Genomic DNA, 17,526 nt, shown 5'->3' with positions numbered 1-17,526 from the left:
TATTTTCTATTTTTAATTGTTATTTATCTTACTGCTTGATTCCGTAACCCCAATTAATGCTAGTGATTTTCCATTCGTCATTAACCTTATGAAGTATCATTAATTTATATTCAGGAATTTTAGAGTGAAATTGATCTAGCCGAAGTCTGGCAAAGGCAATTTTATCGTAAATTTCGATACTCAATAGCTCTTCTTTGTAATTTAGATCTGCATTACTTGAATCTAATTGAAATTTACTTTCTACATATTCCCCTTCTTTATTTACATATCTGTAAGCCCCTTTTTCATGCATGGAAAGTTTTTTATGTTTTATACTTCCTGTATGATCCCCTATATAAAAATTTTTAATGGTCGCAATTATGGCTTGACGATCTGAAAAATCTGTCTCTATAATTTGTTTCTCAGAACTTATATCAGTTTTCTGTGCAAAAGCAGCTATTGAAATAAGACTTAATAGTAAAGTAAAAGTTAAATTCTTCATATTTAAGAGTATTTTGGTTCAAAAGTATTAGTGATACATATATCATTTTAGATAAATAGACGAGTAATTGATGAATACCAATAGAAAGGGTGTTTTAGGCAATTATACAATTAATCATCATAGGAGTTCTGTTCGGCATCATAAATAGCTATTTTAGCGACTATTGAACACTAATAGACTGTATAATTGTATTTTAGCTATTTCATATGAATCGTTTTAGGATAAAATATAATCTCTATAAGGCTACATTTCTTAAGCAATTTTTGTTTTGGGTGTGCGTTTTTCTATACTTTATGTTTTCTTCAAATATTACCAATTTTGAAGGGGGCTATCTCCAGTTATTTCATTCTACTTGTAAAATTATAATCCCGCAAATAATCACGGCTTATATTTGTTTATATGTGTTGATTCCAAAATTTTTAGATACCAAAAAAAACATTCAATTTATATTTTGGTTAACCATTTTATTGGTTGTTATGTTTTTTTTATATGTTACGCTACACATGTATTTCTACGAACCAAAATATATTCAGTACTATGATGAACTGGCAAAAAAATATGCTGAAGATTCATTTTGGGAAAGACTTACTTCTTTTTCTGTTTTTTTAAGTAAGTCCATTAAATTTTTAACGCCAACAGCTTTACTATTAATGGCTCGTTTTTATAATAATCAACAGAGGCTTTTAAAAGTAAATGAACAGAAGAAAACAGCAGAGTTAACTGCTTTAAAACATCAATTAAATCCACATTTTTTATTTAATACCTTAAATAACATTTATGCGTTAGCTATTAAAAAATCAGATCAAACTCCAGAAGTAATTGATAAATTATCTGATATTTTAGATTATATGTTATATCGATGCAATGATACTTACGTTTCACTTCAAAAAGAAATTGAACTTATTGAAAACTATCTTTCTTTAGAAAAAGTCAGATATGGAAAACGCGTTCAGATTTCTTTTGAAAAAGATATTCAACAAGATGTAAAAATTGCCCCTTTATTATTATTAACCTTTATTGAAAATGCTTTTAAACATGGTGTAAGTCAGGAATTAAAAGAAGCTTTTATAACAATAAAAATTAGCCTTGAAGGAAAACAAATTATTTTTTATATAGAAAACTCGAAATCAAAAACTAAAGTAGATAAAAACACTAAAGATTGTATTGGTCTAAAAAATGTAAAAAAACAACTAGATTTATTATACTTAAATAATTATTTTTTGGATATTGAAAACACTAAGGAATTCTATAAAGTAACTTTAAAATTACTAGCTAAATAATGATTTACAAATGTTTAATTATTGATGATGAAGAATTAGCTAGAGAATTAATAGAAACTCACCTATCTCAATTAACTGATTTTGAATTAGTAGCCTCTTGTGGAAGTGCTATTGAAGCAAGTTCTATTCTACAACAACAAACTATAGATTTACTCTTTTTAGATATTGAAATGCCAGTACTAAGCGGCACTGAATTCTTTAAAAATCTAATTCAAAAGCCTAAAGTAATTTTTACAACTGCGTATCGAGATTATGCTTTGGATGGCTTTGAACTAAATGCTGTAGATTACTTACTTAAGCCTATTAATTTTTCTCGTTTTTTTAGAGCTATTGAAAAATTTAAAGATCAACAAGATACAGTTACTAAAGAATTTACTATAACTTCAACTAACCTTGAGGAAAATTATATTTTTGTAACTAAAAATAGAAAAAAAATAAAAATTGTTTTTAGCGATATTTTATACATAGAAAGCTTAAAAGATTATGTGAAAATTCATTTAGCTAATGAATCTCATACTGTAAAATTTAGTATTTCTGCTTTCGAAAAAGAATTAGACAATCGCTTCATACGTATTCATCGTTCTTACATAATAAACCGCAATAAAATTACAGCATATACAAAGAATGATATTGAGATTAATGCTATAGAAATTCCGTTAGGAGAAAGCTATAAAACCAATATTAGAAAAATGCTTGAAATCTAAACGATGATAATTTATACTCTTATTGCTAAATCTAGATTGAAATTAGTATAAACACTTAACAAGCTTATTTACTAAGTCTTTTTTATTAATTTAGAGGAAAATTAAAATATTCACATGCATAAACTATTTTCTACACTACTATTGTTAACTGTATTTGTAACTTATTCTCAATCTAATACAGATGTTTTTTTATTTGATTTAAAGATCTCAAACAACTCAATAGAATTATTAAACCATAGAAATATTTCATCAAATGATGGTTATGATAATCAACCATCTTTTCTTGATGATAATACAATTTTATATGCGGGAACAAGAAATGGTCAAACAGACATTGTAAAATATAGTATTAACTACGATTCCAAAATCTTTGTAAATCATACCGAAGGAGGTGAATATTCACCGCTTAAAATTCCAAACAAAAGAGAAGTATCTGCTGTACGATTAGATAAAGATGGGAAACAACGTTTGTATGCATACAATCTACGTAATGGAGAATCTGTAGAACTTATTCAAGATCTTGTAGTAGCCTATTATACTTGGTTTGATGCTAATACAATTGTTGCAGCTGTTATAGAAGAAGATGGTTTAAACCTGTTTGTAATTAATGTAAAAGATGGCACTAGCAAAAAGTACCAAAGTAAAGTTGGAAGATCATTTCATAAAATTCCTAATTCCAATCTTGTAAGTTTTATTTCAAAAGAAAATGATGTTTGGCAAATTAAATCCTTAAACCCAAAAAATGGAGCAACAAAAGTTATTGCTAATACTATAAAAGGTATTGAAGATATATGTTGGCTGAATAGTAAAACTATTCTTTCAGGAAAAGAAAGTACTTTATACAAACTAACTTTACAAAAAGACAATAATTGGAAACAGGTAGAAGATTTAAGTTCAAAAGGAATCTCAAAAATTACGCGTTTAGCAACAAATCCTGAAGCTACCATGCTACTAATTGCTGGAGATATTAATGAAAATGAAAAAGTAGAAGAAGAAAAAAAGGAAACTAAAAATAATGAAGCTAAGGCCTCAAACGAAATGTCTGAAGCTGAAGGCATAGTGCAAAAACAACTAGATGCATACAATAATAGAGATATTGATGCCTTTATGGCAACTTATACAAAAGATATAAAACTTTATAATTATCCAAACCAACTACAAACTGACGGTCAAGAACAAATGCGAAAAAGCTACGAACAATGGTTTAAACAAACTCCAGATTTAAGAGCTTTTATTAAAAAACGTATCGTAATTGGCAATAAAGTTATTGATGAAGAGCAAGTCACTGCAAATGGACAAGTTTTTAATGCAGTTGCTATTTATGAAGTTGAAAATGGTTTAATCAAAAAGGTAACTTTTATCCAATAAAGGTTCTCTTAAAATTTAAAAAATGTCCCCTATTTCTATAATGCAAACGTTATAATGTTATAAACATAAATAAAATTATAGTAATGAAACATCTTTGTATTATAGTATTTTTCTTTGGTTTATTTGTATCAGCTCAAACTAAAGAAAGAATAGCTAAAGAAAACTCTTTAGAACCTAAACTTAAAAATATAGCATGGATTTCTGGGACTTGGCATGGAGAAGCCTTTGGGGGAATAACAGAAGAAATTTGGAGTAAACCCTCCGGAGGTTCAATGATGGCTTCATTTAAGCTTATTAATGATGGAAAAGTAACCTTTTATGAGATTGAGATTATTAGAGAAGTTGAAAATTCACTCATTCTTCAACTAAAACATTTTGGTTCGGACTTAAAAGGTTGGGAAACCAAAGACGAAACGGTAGACTTTCCGTTAATAGAAATAACACCAAATAAAGTAGTGTTTGAAGGAATGACCTTTGAAAAGGTAAACAATAATGAAATGAATGTCTATGTAGATATTAAAGAAAATGGAACAATAGAAACGGTAAAATTTAATTATAAAAAGAACTAATGTTAAAGCTAAACCATAGTATAAGCAGGATAGAAGCATTTAGTGATGCTGTTTTTGCATTTTCTGCTACACTAATGGTTGTGTCATTAGGTTCAGGAGATAGTTTTTTAGAACTCAAAAACAATTTTAAAAACTTTATAAGTTTTGGAGTTAGCTTTTTTGTTTTAATTGCTTTATGGAAACTTCATTATAATTATTTTAGAAGGAATAGTTATATAGACAATCTTATAATTACTTATAACTCTATTTTATTATTCGTAGTTCTATACTTTGTATTTCCGCTTAAATCAATGACTAGTACATTATTAAGACAAGTAGGGATTTCTATTGAAGATTTAGCCTCCTTATTTGTTTTGTATAGCTTAGGTTTTTTATTAATCTTCTTGTGCTTTTCACTAATGTATAAAAGAGCTTATAAAAACTCCAAAACAAATAATGTATCCCTTTTATTCTATTCTAGGCATTTTTTTATTTTCGTTTTAGTATCCATAATTTCCATAATACTTGCAATTTTTAAAATTGGTGTCACATTTGGACTACCAGGTTTTGTTTATGCAATACTTGGTCCTTTATGTTATTTTCATTCAGTAAAATTTCAAGCAAAGTATGGGAATATCCAACCAAATAAATTATAATTATGAAGTATTTTACCCTGTTAATTGCATTAAGTTTATCTATTACACTAAGTGCTCAAACTGACCAAAAAATCTACGACATCATTGATGCTGTCTCAGCAGAACGTATTAAAAAGGATGTAAAAACCCTTGTTGATTTTGGTACTCGAAACACGTTTAGTGATACCCTTTCCAATACCAGAGGTATTGGTGCAGCGAGACGCTGGATTAAATCTGAATTTGAATCTATCTCGAAAGAATGTAATAGCTGTTTAGAGGTTTTCTATCAGAAAGATTTAGTAACTAAAGAAGGTAATCGTCGCGTACCACATGATGCTTGGATAGTAAATGTAGTAGCCATACAAAAAGGCACAAAATATCCAAACCGTTATATCATTATGAGTGGTGATATTGATTCTAGATCAAGTAATACTATGGATTTCACAATTGATGCTCCTGGAGCTAACGACAATGCCTCAGGAATGGCTGGAACCATTGAAGCAGCTCGTGTATTAAGTAACTATCAATTTGAAAATAGTATTATTTATGTTGGGTTATCTGGTGAGGAACAAGGCTTATTTGGTGGTGCTGGATTAGCAAAATATGCCAAAGAAAAAGATTGGGATCTTATAGGCATTCTCAATAATGATATGATTGGAAATATTAAAGGTGTTGATGGTGTTATTGACAATAGAACCTTTAGAATTTTTTCCGAACCTGTTCCTCCAACCGAAACTGAGCAACAAAGACGTGCCAGACGTTTTTATGGAGGCGAAGTAGACGGTATTTCACGTCAATTAGCAAGATATGTACATAAAAATGTAAAAACGTATATGCCAGAAATGAATCCAATAATGGTGTATCGTTTAGACCGATTTGGTCGTGGTGGACATCATCGTCCGTTTAATGATTTAGGTTTTGCAGGTATTAGAATTATGGAAGCTCACGAAAACTACACACAACAGCATCAAGATATTCGTACCGAAAATGGTATAAATTATGGTGATACGTTTGAGCATGTTAACTTTCCGTATGCAAAAAAACTAACAGCAGTAAACGCTATTAATTTAGCTAGTTTAGCAAGTGCTCCTCCTGCTCCAATAGATGTTGAAATAGGTGGAACTGTACAGCCTTCAGCTAAATTTAGATGGAAAAAAGTAGATGGTGCAATTGGATATAAAATTTATTGGAGAGATACCACTTCCCCAACTTGGGATAATAGTCGTTTTGTAGGTGACGTTACTGAATTTACATTAAATGGTATTGTTGTAGACAACTTCTTTTTTGGTGTAGCATCAGTTGGAAAAGATGGTTACGAAAGCCCTGTTGTATTTCCTAATAAAACATTTAGATAATAATATTATGAATAGAAATTCTATCTCACTTATAGTAATTATATTACTTACAACTATACCTGTAATTAATGCACAAGGATTACTTGAAGAAAAAAACAACTTCACAAGGCAAGACACGTTACGAGGTACAATTACTCCTGAAAGAATATGGTGGGATGTAACGTATTATCACTTAGATATTAAAGTGGATCCAGACAACAAATACATTTCTGGTAAGAATACAGTAAAGTATAAAGTATTAAACTCACATAACCTTTTACAGATTGACCTACAAGCTCCATTAGAGATTACCAAAGTAACTCAAAACGGTAAGGAATTAAAAGTGAAGCACGATGGCAATGCGCACTTTATTACTTTAAAAGAGAAACAAACAGTTGGTGATATTAACACTCTTGAGGTACATTATAAAGGCAATCCTCAAGTAGCAAAAAGAGCGCCTTGGGATGGGGGATTTTCATGGAAAAAGGATGAAAATGGAAAGCATTTTGTAGCAACATCCTGCCAAGGTTTAGGAGCTAGTGTGTGGTGGCCAAATAAGGATCATATGTACGATGAAGTAGATAGTATGCTAATTAGTGTTAATATACCTAAAGGACTATCCAATGTTTCAAATGGTCGTCTTCGTAGTATCGAAGAGCATGATAACAATACAGTTACATCTCATTGGTTTGTAAATAACCCAATAAATAACTATGGCGTAAATGTAAATATTGGAGATTATGTTCATTTTTCAGAAGTTTTTAAAGGTGAGAATGGCAATTTAGATTTAGACTATTATGTATTGCGAGACAACCTAGAAAAAGCCAAAGAACATTTTAAAGACACGCCTAAAATGATGACAGCTTTTGAACATTGGTTTGGACCTTACCCTTTTTATGAGGATGGTTTTAAACTCGTGGAAGTGCCATATTTAGGTATGGAACACCAAAGCTCTATTACTTATGGTAATAAATACAAGAAAGGTTATTTAGGTAGAGATTTGTCGAATACTGGTTGGGGATTAAAATTTGATTTCATTATTATCCACGAAGCTGGACATGAATGGTTTGCTAATAACATAACCTATAAAGATATTGCAGACATGTGGATTCATGAAGGATTTACAGCATATTCTGAAGGCCTATACCTAGAGTATCACTACAGTAAACAAGCTGGTGACGAATATACAGTTGGCAAAGGAAAAGATATTAATAACGACAGGGCAATTATTGGCTATTATAATGTGAATAAAGAAGGTTCTGGTGATATGTACAATAAAGGTGCATATATGCTCCACACCTTAAGACAGCTTATTGAAGATGATGAAAAATGGCGAATGATATTAAGAGGTTTAAACAAAACCTTTTACCATCAAACAGTCACAACCAAACAAATTGAAGATTATTTAAGTAAAACATCTGGAATAGATTTAACCGAGTTTTTTAATCAGTATTTACGTGATGTTCGTATTCCTACTTTAGAGTATAAAATTGAAAACAATGTGTTAAAGTATCGCTATACTAACATCATAGAAAACTTTGATATGCCTTTTATAGCAACTATAGATGATAAGAAACAATGGTTATTCCCAAAAGCAGAATGGAAAACAATGAACATTAAAAGCGATGATATAAAAATTGATAAGAACTTCTTAGTCTATTCAAGCAAATTATAAAACTTATGGATTATCCTGAGTTATTTTTTGAACGCAATGTAGATTGGTACGACTGGTTACTACAAAATCATGAAACAGCAAATGGTGTCTATCTCATATTTTACAAATTAGAAATGAACGTTCCAACTATGCGTTGGGAAGAAGCGGTTAAAGTAGCATTATGTTTTGGCTGGATAGATTCTACGGTAAAAAGTTTAGGTAACGGAAAACGACGACAGTATTTTACTCAAAGAAATCCAAAAAGTGTTTGGAGTGCTTTAAACAAGCGCTATATCATCGAGCTTGAAAAAGATAATTTAATTCAACAAAGTGGTTACCATAAAATAAACATAGCTAAACAAAATGGTATGTGGACGTTTTTGGATGATGTTGAAAATTTAATCATCCCTAAAGATTTACAAAAAGCATTTAACTCAAATAAAAGAGCGCTAGAGAACTATCAAAACTTTGCTCCTGGATATAGAAAGTCATACTTGTATTGGTTAAAACAAGCCAAACGAGAAGTAACACGACAAAACAGAATTGAAAAAATTATTGAGTTTTGTGAGCAGAATAAGAAATCTAGAGAATAAAGGAACAATTTTTGATGCATAAAAAACAAACCTAACCAACATGCAAAAAATTTACGTTTCCGTTTTACTAGTTTTAGTATCCTATACATTACAAGCTCAACAAGTAGTTACAATTTTAGATAGTGATACAAAACAAATTATTTCCGATGTCAATATTAAAATAAAAGAGACAGATAAAGGCTTTGCCACCAACAATAAGGGTGTATTTACAATTAATAGTACAGATAATTTAAAAAACTCCGATATACTTATAATTTCTCATATCAATTACTATCCAGAAAAAATTACTTTTAACAAAATAAAAGAGCTTAATTACACCATTTACCTATTGAAAAACTATTCCTCTCTTGATGAAATTGTTGTAAGCGCCAAAGAGAAAAGAATACGTAGACGAGAACAACTTATAAAATTCAGAAAGGTAACAACTATGCCTAAAGGCCTTTTTGCTTTTGGAGCTTCACAAAAAGATGGAAAGGTTATAATAACTGGTGGCGAAAAATCTATTGTGACTAATTCTTTTGGTGAAATTACTTCAAAAGACAAAGTTAATGAGTTTGGAACTAGTATGGAAAAAATGCTTGAAAGTATGATTATTAAAGCAAATTGGAAAAATTATAGTTCAAAAGTTCACGTATATGATTTAAATAAAAATATGTGGAGCGATATAAATAAAAAAAATATTAAAAGAGCTTTCCATAATAGTCATATTTATGATAATAAACTTTATGTCGTAGGTGGTAAACGTGTATCTAACCTTAAAGGTAAAGAGTATCTGGAAAATAGAATTGAAATATTAAATTTAGATAAAAACACTAAAACCATAGATGACGTCAATCCACATAAGGCAGTAAATTTTGCATCGTTTATTTACAAAGACAATCTTATAGTTTTGGGTGGCTCTATAAAATCAACTATTGGAGATATTAAAACATTTTCAAAAGAAGTGCATGCACTCAACCTTCAAACTGGGCTATGGTATAACATTGGAAATATGCCAATACCCAAAGAAACCCAAGGTGTGCTAATTGAAGATACGATATTCTTAATTGGAGGCTATAATAATGACCCTACCAATAATATTGAAACATTTAATTTAAAAACAGGAAGATGGACTAAAGAAGGTGAGCTATTTCAAAGTATGATTAATCCTGGTGTATTCGCTATTGAGAATATGATTTATATTTTTAATGATGGTACTTTTTTTACTTATAATATAAAAACAAAAAGACTAAGTGAATATAAAATTAAATTAGACCTTCATTCCCCAAAAATCTTTTTAAACAACAATAAACTATATTTATTTGGTGGTTTTAGTGTAGATGATTTCTCAGTAATACCATCAAATAGTGTTTTTTCAATTGAATTAAGTGAATTTGAAAACTTTAAAATCATTAAAAGCAAAATATTGTAACTACGTATCATTTCCTATTAACAACTCTTTAAGAATAATTCCGCCTAAATTTCCTATTTTCGACCTCAAATAAATTGCCTTTGAGTAAAACAACTAGAGCACTCGCAAAAGAAACACGATGGTACAGACGTTTACATAAAACGATAGCCATTCCGTTGGTCGTTTTTTTATTTTTAGTTGGCGTGACAGGATTACTTCTAACATGGAAAGATGAACTAAAATTAAAACCGCCTTCGCAAGAAGTTATTCAAAAACAACACCTTATTGGACTAAAATCTATTGAAGACATTGCTACAAATTATTCCGATTCCTTAAATTTGAATAGCACTATAAATCGTATAGATTATAGGCCATCTAAAGGGATTGCTAAAGTGCGTTTTGAGTATCATTTCACAGAACTGCAAATAGATTGCTTTACTGGAGATATTATTTCTACAAAACAACGAACATCTGATGTTATTGAAATGATTCATGATGGAAGTATTATAGATTATCTTTTCAAATCAGACTCTCATTACGCCAAACTTATCTACTCTACAATCACATCTTTAGGTTTAATTTTATTATCGATTAGTGGATTTATAATGTGGTTACGTCCAAAACAAATTAAAGCTCTAAAACGGAAAAAGCGTTAACATCTTGTTAAGAAAAAACCTTCTAGATTTACTTATCTTTAAAGCTTACAATTCTAACCAATAATTAAAATGAAAAAATTCTTTTCTCTGGTAATGCTATTATGCGTTACCCTACTTTCCGCACAGGAATTTTCAATGGACTTAGTAAAAAACATGAAACCGCGTAACATTGGTCCAGGTGGCATGTCTGGTCGTGTTACGGCTATTGATGTTGTTACGAGTAATCCAGATGTGATGTATGTCGGTACAGCTTCTGGAGGTTTATGGAAATCTACCTCAGCAGGAATTAAATGGGAGCCAATCTTCGATAAAGAAGTAACCGCTTCTATTGGTGCAGTAGCGATTCAACAATCTAATCCAAGTGTTATTTGGGTTGGAACAGGTGAAGGAAATCCACGTAATAGTTTAAATGGCGGTTATGGTGTCTATAAATCACTTGATGGTGGTAAAAGCTGGAAAGCAATGGGATTACAAAAAACGCGTCACATTCATCGTGTAATTATTGACCCAACAAATCCCGATATAGTATATGTTGGAGCTATTGGCTCACCTTGGGGAGAGCATCCTGAACGCGGTGTTTTTAAAACAACTGATGGAGGTAAAACATGGAATAAAATTCTATTTGCTAATAATAAAACTGGTGTTGCCGATTTAATCATGGATCCAACAAATCCTAATAAATTAATTGCAGCCATGTGGGAACATAAGCGTGAGCCATGGTTTTTTAATTCTGGTGGTGAAGGTTCTGGGTTACACATAACTCATGATGGTGGTAACACTTGGAAAAAATTAACGGATGAAGATGGTTTGCCTAAAGGCAATTTAGGTAGAATTGGTATTGCCATAGCAGCAAACAAACCAAACATTATTTATGCGCTAATTGAATCTAAAAAAAATGCACTATATAAGAGTGATGATGGCGGTTTTAAATGGAAAAAAGTAAACGATAATGTGGGTCAAATTGGAGGTAGACCATTTTACTATTCAGAAATTTATGTAGATCCAGAAAATGAAAATCGCGTATTTTCAATTTTTACATATGTTAATGTAAGTGAAGATGGTGGAAAAAGCTTCTCATCTCTAATGCCAGCTTATGGTGTAAATAATGGTGTACATCCAGATCATCATGCTTGGTGGATTCATCCAAATGATGGGAGCTTCATGATTGATGGAAACGATGGAGGCTTAAATATTACAAGAGATGGTGGAAAAACATGGCGCTTTATAGGTAACTTACCTGTAGCTCAGTTTTATCATATAAATGTAGATAATGAATTTCCATACAATGTGTATGGCGGAATGCAAGATAATGGTTCTTGGAGAGGTCCAGCGTATGTATGGAAAGCCCAAGGTATACGAAACTCGTATTGGCAAGAAATATCGTTTGGTGATGGTTTTGATGTCGTTCCAGATAGAGATGATTCTCGTTACGGATTTACCATGAGTCAACAAGGTTCTGTTAGTCGTTACGATTGGCAAACTGGAAATAATTATAGCATTAGACCAACACATCCAGATCCAAATGTAAAGTTAAGATTTAACTGGAACTCTGCTATAAATATTGATCCTTTCGATAATAACACTATCTATTTTGGGAGCCAATTCGTACACAAATCTACGGATAAAGGGTTAACCTGGACTGCTATTTCTCCTGATTTAACAACCAACGATCCTGAAAAACAAAAGCAACACGAAAGTGGTGGGCTATCAATGGATGCAACTGGAGCCGAGAATCACTGTACAATTTTAGTAATTGAACCTTCTCCTGTCGAAAAAGATATGATTTGGTCTGGTAGTGATGATGGTCGTGTACACTATACCCTAAATGGAGGTGCTACATGGGTTGAAGTAACTCAAAATATTAAAGGATTACCTTCTGGAAGTTGGATTCCTCAAATTAAAGCATCTAATAAAAATAAAGGGGAAGCTCTTTTAGTAGCAAATGATTATAGACGTTTTAACTATACGCCTTACGTATATAGAACCAAAGATTATGGAAAAACTTGGACTAGAATTGTAGACAGTAATGATGTTGAAAGTTATGCACTTGCAATTATTGAAGATTTAGAAGAACCAAACCTGATGTTTTTAGGAACTGATGATGGTTTATATGTATCAATAGATGCAGGAAATAAATGGACTAAATGGACTGAAGGTTTTCCAACAACATCAGTTAAAGATCTTGTAATTCATCCTCGTGAACATGATTTAGTTATTGGTACGTTTGGTAGAGCTGCTTGGATAATTGATGATATTCGTCCATTACGTGAGATAGCCAGAAACAAATCGGTTTTAAATAATAAACTTACTTTGTTCAACCCTCCTACTGCTTATCAAGCAGCATATCAACAACCAACTGGAAGTCGTTTTGGAGCAGATGCATTGTATCAAGGTGATAACCGAGGTGGTGGTGCAATTATGTCATATTTTGTGAAAATTGATGACAAGAAAAAAGAAATGCCTAAGACTGATGATTCTAAGAAAAAGAAAAAAAGTAAGAAAGATAAAGACGTAGTGGCTGAAAAACCAGCTGAAAAAGCCGAAAGTAAAGTGAAATGGGACTCCATACACATAAATATTTATGACGGTGACCGTTTAATAAGAACATTAAAACGTAAAGCTCCAAAAGAAAGCGGCTTACATAAATGGACTTGGGGAATGAGAGAAAAAGGAGGAGACAGACCATCAAGAACAATTCGTCCTCGTCGTGGTGAACCAGGCGGAGTTGGTGTAAAACCTGGAACATACAAAGTAGTCATGAGCTTTGGTGACCAAATTTCAGAAACAAACATCACTGTTGCGTCAGACCCAAGATTAGATGTTGATATGAATTCTATTAATGAAGTTTATAATGCTTCAAAAGAAGTAGAGAAAATCACTCAAGTAGCGGCCGATGCTGTAAAGCAATTAGTAGAAAGCAAGAACATTGCAACAGAGTATAGCAAAATGCTAGCTAAACTTGACAAAGAAGCTAACAAAGATAATATCAAAGCTTCTAAAGATATTGCGAAACGTATTGATGAAATTTTAGAAATTTACTTAGGAAAAGTAGATGAACGTCAAGGTATTACAAGCGATCCTAATGTAAATGTGATGCAACGTGTTTTTGGAGCAGCATCATATATTAGATCTAGAAAAAGTGGTATTACTTCTACTGAACGTACATTAATGAAAAATGCAAAAGATGCTTTAAATAGTGCGCTAGAGAAAACCAATACGTTTTTTAATGAAGAATGGAAGCCTTTTAAAGCTTCAATGGAAAACTTAAGTTTATCTCCTTTTAAAGAGGTTGAATCTTTTAAGCTAGATTAATTTAAAATTATTAGTCATAATAAAAAAACGCTCTGAAAATTTTAGAGCGTTTTTTATTTTTTATGTAATTAAAATTTATTCAATACGTCTCAAACCTTCAAGGTCTTCAATTTTAATATACTTCCCTATAGTTGAAATAAGTTTTTCTTTTTTAAATTGAGACAACACTCTAATAGCTGATTCTGTTGCAGTTCCAACAATGCTAGCAAAATCCTCTCGCGATAAAAGCACACTTAAAGTTCCATCTGGATTAGTCCCAAAATTATCATTGATATCCAATAAGGCCTCAGCTAAACGCTGTCTAACAGATTTTTGGGCCATATTAACAATAACGTCATCAGCTTCCCTTAAATCATCAGCCATTTCTTTTAAAATATCCATGGTAAAATTATTATTCTTTTTTAAATCATTAATAATTTCCGTCTTAGGAATAAAACATAATTCCATGTCGTTTAATGCAGTCGCTCTTAAGTTTGTTCGTTCATCACTAATTAATGAACGCTGACCAAGAATCTGGCCTTTCTCAACCAATTTTACAATTTGGTCTTTTCCATTAGCACTTAACTTTGTAAGCTTACAAACTCCATCTTTTATACAAAATATACCGTTTAGTGATTCTCCTTCTTCAAAAATCACTTCGCCTTTTTTTATAATTCTAGAAGTTTTACAAGCAGAAATTCTAATTAATTCATCTTTGGTCAAAGCCTTAAGAGAATTAAATTGCCTAATTATACATTGTTCACACTTACTCATACCTTGTCTCGAAGTTAAGCAAAAATAACTAAAACATGACAATTATCATATTTTAATTTTTATTAACTTAACATCTTTGCATTAGGTATTTTTGAGCAAATTTTATGAAATGAATCAACTTTTAATTTTGATTCCGCCACAGCATTCTATTAACGAATTGTATCTGTCAAATTATAAGCAAATAAAATCATCAGATGAAACATAAAACATGTTTTCACTGTGGTTTAGATGCTTCTAAATCAGGAATCACATTCGATGAAAAAGCATTTTGTTGTAATGGTTGTAAAACTGTTTATGAGATTTTTTCTGTAAACGATTTAAACTGCTATTACGATTTGCAAGCAGCTCCTGGTGCTACGCCAAAAGAAATTGGAGGCAAGTATGATTTTCTTGATAATGAAAAAATTGCAGACAAGCTTTTTGAATTTAACGATGGAGAGATTAGAATTGTATCATTATACATTCCACATATTCACTGTAGTTCTTGTATTTGGATTCTTGAAAACTTAAACAAATTATTACCCGAAGTAAGCAGTTCAATGGTGAACTTTGGTGAAAAAACTGTTCGTATCACTTTTAATGGTGATAAGTTATCTCTTAAAGACTTAGTTAATCTTTTATGCCGAATTGGTTATGAACCCTATATAAGTCTGGAAAATTATGAGTCTAGAAAAAAGACTATTGACCGAGCCATAATTTACAAACTTGGCTTAGCAGGTTTTGCTTTTGGTTATGTGATGTTTTTATCATTTCCAGAGTATCTACAAGTAGAAGGCATTTGGTTAGAAAAGTATAAGAATGTTTTTAGATGGTTAATGTTTGCCTTTTCAGTTCCAGTAGTTTTTTATGCTGCTCAAGATTATTTTATTTCTGCCTATAAAGGGCTACGATCAAAATTATTAAACATAGATGTTCCAATTGCTTTAGGAATTTCGGTTTTGTTTATAAGAAGTACTGCCGAAATTGTTTTGGATATAGGCACAGGTTTTTTTGATAGCTTAACTGGGCTTGTTTTCTTTTTATTGCTCGGTAAGTTTTTTCAACAAAAAACATATGCTTTTTTGTCTTTTGAAAGAGATTATAAGTCGTATTTCCCTATTGGAGTTACTAAAATTTTTCCTGATAAAAAGGAATCTTCCATTCAAGTATATGATATTGAAAAAGGAGATCGCTTACTTATAAGAAATGAAGAGCTCATTCCAGTAGATTGTGTTTTAATGACTGGTCATGCGAGAATTGATTATAGTTTTGTAACTGGAGAATCCGAACCTGTTTCCAAAAAATCCGGAGACAAACTATATGCTGGAGGAAAACAACTAGATGGCATTATTGAGGTAGAAGTTTTAAAATCGGTAGAGCAAAGTTACTTGACACAACTTTGGAGTAACGATGTGTTTAAAAATAATAAAGAAGCTGCATTTACAACACTTACAAATAGAATAAGTAAACACTTTACAATCGCTATATTATTAGTTGCTTTTGTAGCCACCTCGTTTTGGCTCATTAATGATTCTAGCAAAGCTCTAAACGTATTTACAGCTGTACTAATCATTGCTTGTCCATGTGCAATTGCACTATCAGCACCTTTTACTTTAGGAAATCTATTACGCATTTTAGGAAAAAAGAAATTCTATTTAAAAAATGCAAGTGTTATAGAGCAATTAGCAAAAGTAAACACCATTATTTTTGATAAAACTGGTACAATCACTGCAAACAAAAGTTTAAAAATAACTTATGAAGGAGAGGTATTATCTCTAGAAGAAGAAAGCTTATTAAAAAACACACTTAGAGGATCCAATCATCCTTTAAGTAGAGCTTTATATGATATTCTAAATGAGCATAAAATTGTCGCTCTAGATAATTATAAAGAGCATTTAGGAAAAGGGATTGAAGCTTCATATGAAACTCAAAATATCAAAGTTGGCTCAGCTCCTTTTGTTGGGCATACTAGTGATTTAGCAACAGTAAACACAGCTGTCCATGTAAGCACAAATAGTAATTACAAAGGTAAATTCACATTTTACAACGATTATAGAAAAGGAATTTCAAAACTTTTTAAACAGCTGAAAAAAGATTATGATCTTGCAATAATTTCTGGCGATAATGAAGGTGAAAAAAGTAACTTAACAAAATTGTTACCTACTAAAACAAAATTACTCTTTAATCAAAAACCAAATGACAAACTAGAATACATTAAATATCATCAAAGCGAAGGTGCAAAAGTATTGATGGTAGGTGATGGGCTAAATGATGCTGGAGCCTTAGCACAGAGTGATGTTGGTATCGCAATTTCAGAAAATGTAAACGTATTTTCTCCAGCTTGTGATGCAATTTTGGATGCATCAAAGTTTAACCAACTATATAATTATATAACAGCTTCGAAAGGAGCTATAAAAATTATAAAATGGAGTTTTGTTCTTTCGTTTTTTTATAATCTTATCGGATTATATTTTGCGGTAACTGGACAATTGGCTCCTGTCATTGCAGCTATACTAATGCCATTGAGTTCTATTAGTATAGTCGTTTTTACAACCATAGCAACTAACTTTATAGGGAGAAAACTAAATTGATATATGAAACATGACAATTATCATTTTTTTAGTAGCCATATGAAATTACTTTTGAAAATTAATCTCAAGGTATGAGTGTCATTTATATTTTATTAGCTATAAGTATTGCAGTAGCTGTGGTTTTTTTTATTGCTTTTATTGTTGCAGTAAAGAAAGGACAGTATGACGATTCTTATACCCATTCGGTAAGAATGTTGTTTGAAGACGAAATTATTAAAGAAAAAAAGAAAAAATAATACTAACCAATT

The 17,526-nt window shown here is 31.1% G+C and carries 15 protein-coding genes; 13 read left to right on the top strand and 2 right to left on the bottom strand.

Annotated features, from left to right (window positions below; genetic code table 11):
* Positions 1-28 precede the first annotated feature (28 nt).
* The gene (locus ABGB03_RS04735; protein ID WP_347925274.1) at positions 29-481 is read right to left on the bottom strand and encodes a hypothetical protein; all 453 of its coding nucleotides are present in this window, start codon (positions 479-481) and stop codon (positions 29-31) included.
* Between the two features lie 503 nt (positions 482-984).
* Here ABGB03_RS04735 and ABGB03_RS04730 point away from each other — a divergent pair.
* The 11 genes from ABGB03_RS04730 (at position 985) to ABGB03_RS04680 (ending at position 13,955) form a co-directional block, all read left to right on the top strand.
* Positions 985-1,761 (top strand): histidine kinase, encoded by a 777-nt coding sequence (locus ABGB03_RS04730; protein WP_347925272.1) that lies wholly within the window; start codon positions 985-987, stop codon positions 1,759-1,761.
* Positions 1,761-2,465, top strand: a complete 705-nt coding sequence (locus tag ABGB03_RS04725) for a LytTR family DNA-binding domain-containing protein (protein ID WP_347925270.1) — start codon at positions 1,761-1,763, stop codon at positions 2,463-2,465. The genes ABGB03_RS04730 and ABGB03_RS04725 overlap by 1 nt, the downstream gene beginning before the upstream one ends.
* Positions 2,466-2,579: 114 nt before the next feature.
* Positions 2,580-3,833: a nuclear transport factor 2 family protein gene (locus ABGB03_RS04720; protein ID WP_347925269.1), complete on the top strand. Its 1,254-nt coding sequence runs from the start codon at positions 2,580-2,582 to the stop codon at positions 3,831-3,833.
* A gap of 83 nt (positions 3,834-3,916) precedes the next feature.
* The gene (locus ABGB03_RS04715; protein ID WP_347925267.1) at positions 3,917-4,402 is read left to right on the top strand and encodes a DUF6265 family protein; all 486 of its coding nucleotides are present in this window, start codon (positions 3,917-3,919) and stop codon (positions 4,400-4,402) included.
* The gene (locus ABGB03_RS04710) at positions 4,402-5,037 is read left to right on the top strand and encodes a TMEM175 family protein (protein ID WP_347925265.1); all 636 of its coding nucleotides are present in this window, start codon (positions 4,402-4,404) and stop codon (positions 5,035-5,037) included. Before ABGB03_RS04715 ends, ABGB03_RS04710 begins: the two co-directional genes overlap by 1 nt.
* 2 nt (positions 5,038-5,039) lie before the next feature.
* Positions 5,040-6,371: a M28 family metallopeptidase gene (locus ABGB03_RS04705; protein WP_347925263.1), complete on the top strand. Its 1,332-nt coding sequence runs from the start codon at positions 5,040-5,042 to the stop codon at positions 6,369-6,371.
* A gap of 7 nt (positions 6,372-6,378) precedes the next feature.
* Positions 6,379-8,025 (top strand): M1 family metallopeptidase, encoded by a 1,647-nt coding sequence (locus ABGB03_RS04700; protein WP_347925261.1) that lies wholly within the window; start codon positions 6,379-6,381, stop codon positions 8,023-8,025.
* Positions 8,026-8,030: 5 nt separating this feature from the next.
* Positions 8,031-8,597 (top strand): YdeI/OmpD-associated family protein, encoded by a 567-nt coding sequence (locus tag ABGB03_RS04695; RefSeq protein ID WP_347925259.1) that lies wholly within the window; start codon positions 8,031-8,033, stop codon positions 8,595-8,597.
* 40 nt (positions 8,598-8,637) lie between these two features.
* The gene (locus ABGB03_RS04690; RefSeq protein ID WP_347925257.1) at positions 8,638-10,008 is read left to right on the top strand and encodes a kelch repeat-containing protein; all 1,371 of its coding nucleotides are present in this window, start codon (positions 8,638-8,640) and stop codon (positions 10,006-10,008) included.
* A gap of 80 nt (positions 10,009-10,088) precedes the next feature.
* Positions 10,089-10,643, top strand: a complete 555-nt coding sequence (locus ABGB03_RS04685; RefSeq protein ID WP_347925255.1) for a PepSY-associated TM helix domain-containing protein — start codon at positions 10,089-10,091, stop codon at positions 10,641-10,643.
* A gap of 69 nt (positions 10,644-10,712) precedes the next feature.
* Entirely contained in the window at positions 10,713-13,955 is a 3,243-nt protein-coding gene (locus ABGB03_RS04680; protein WP_347925254.1) for a hypothetical protein, read from the top strand.
* Between the two features lie 75 nt (positions 13,956-14,030).
* Here ABGB03_RS04680 and ABGB03_RS04675 read toward each other — a convergent pair whose 3' ends face one another.
* A complete protein-coding gene (locus ABGB03_RS04675) occupies positions 14,031-14,708 on the bottom strand; it encodes a Crp/Fnr family transcriptional regulator (protein WP_347925252.1) in 678 nt (225 codons plus the stop codon).
* A 194-nt stretch (positions 14,709-14,902) separates the two neighbouring features.
* Between ABGB03_RS04675 and ABGB03_RS04670 the strand changes: the two genes are divergently transcribed.
* Positions 14,903-17,278 carry a heavy metal translocating P-type ATPase metal-binding domain-containing protein gene (locus ABGB03_RS04670; RefSeq protein WP_347925250.1) on the top strand — a complete coding sequence of 792 codons (2,376 nt, stop codon included), beginning with the start codon at positions 14,903-14,905 and terminating at the stop codon, positions 17,276-17,278.
* 71 nt (positions 17,279-17,349) lie between these two features.
* A complete protein-coding gene (ccoS, locus tag ABGB03_RS04665) occupies positions 17,350-17,514 on the top strand; it encodes a cbb3-type cytochrome oxidase assembly protein CcoS (RefSeq protein WP_347925249.1) in 165 nt (54 codons plus the stop codon).
* The last annotated feature ends 12 nt before the right edge of the window (positions 17,515-17,526 follow it).

The sequence above is a fragment of the Pontimicrobium sp. SW4 genome (assembly GCF_039954625.1).
Classification (GTDB): domain Bacteria; phylum Bacteroidota; class Bacteroidia; order Flavobacteriales; family Flavobacteriaceae; genus Pontimicrobium.
Note: the sequence above shows the minus strand (reverse complement) of the source record. Positions and strands in the feature narration are given on the sequence as shown.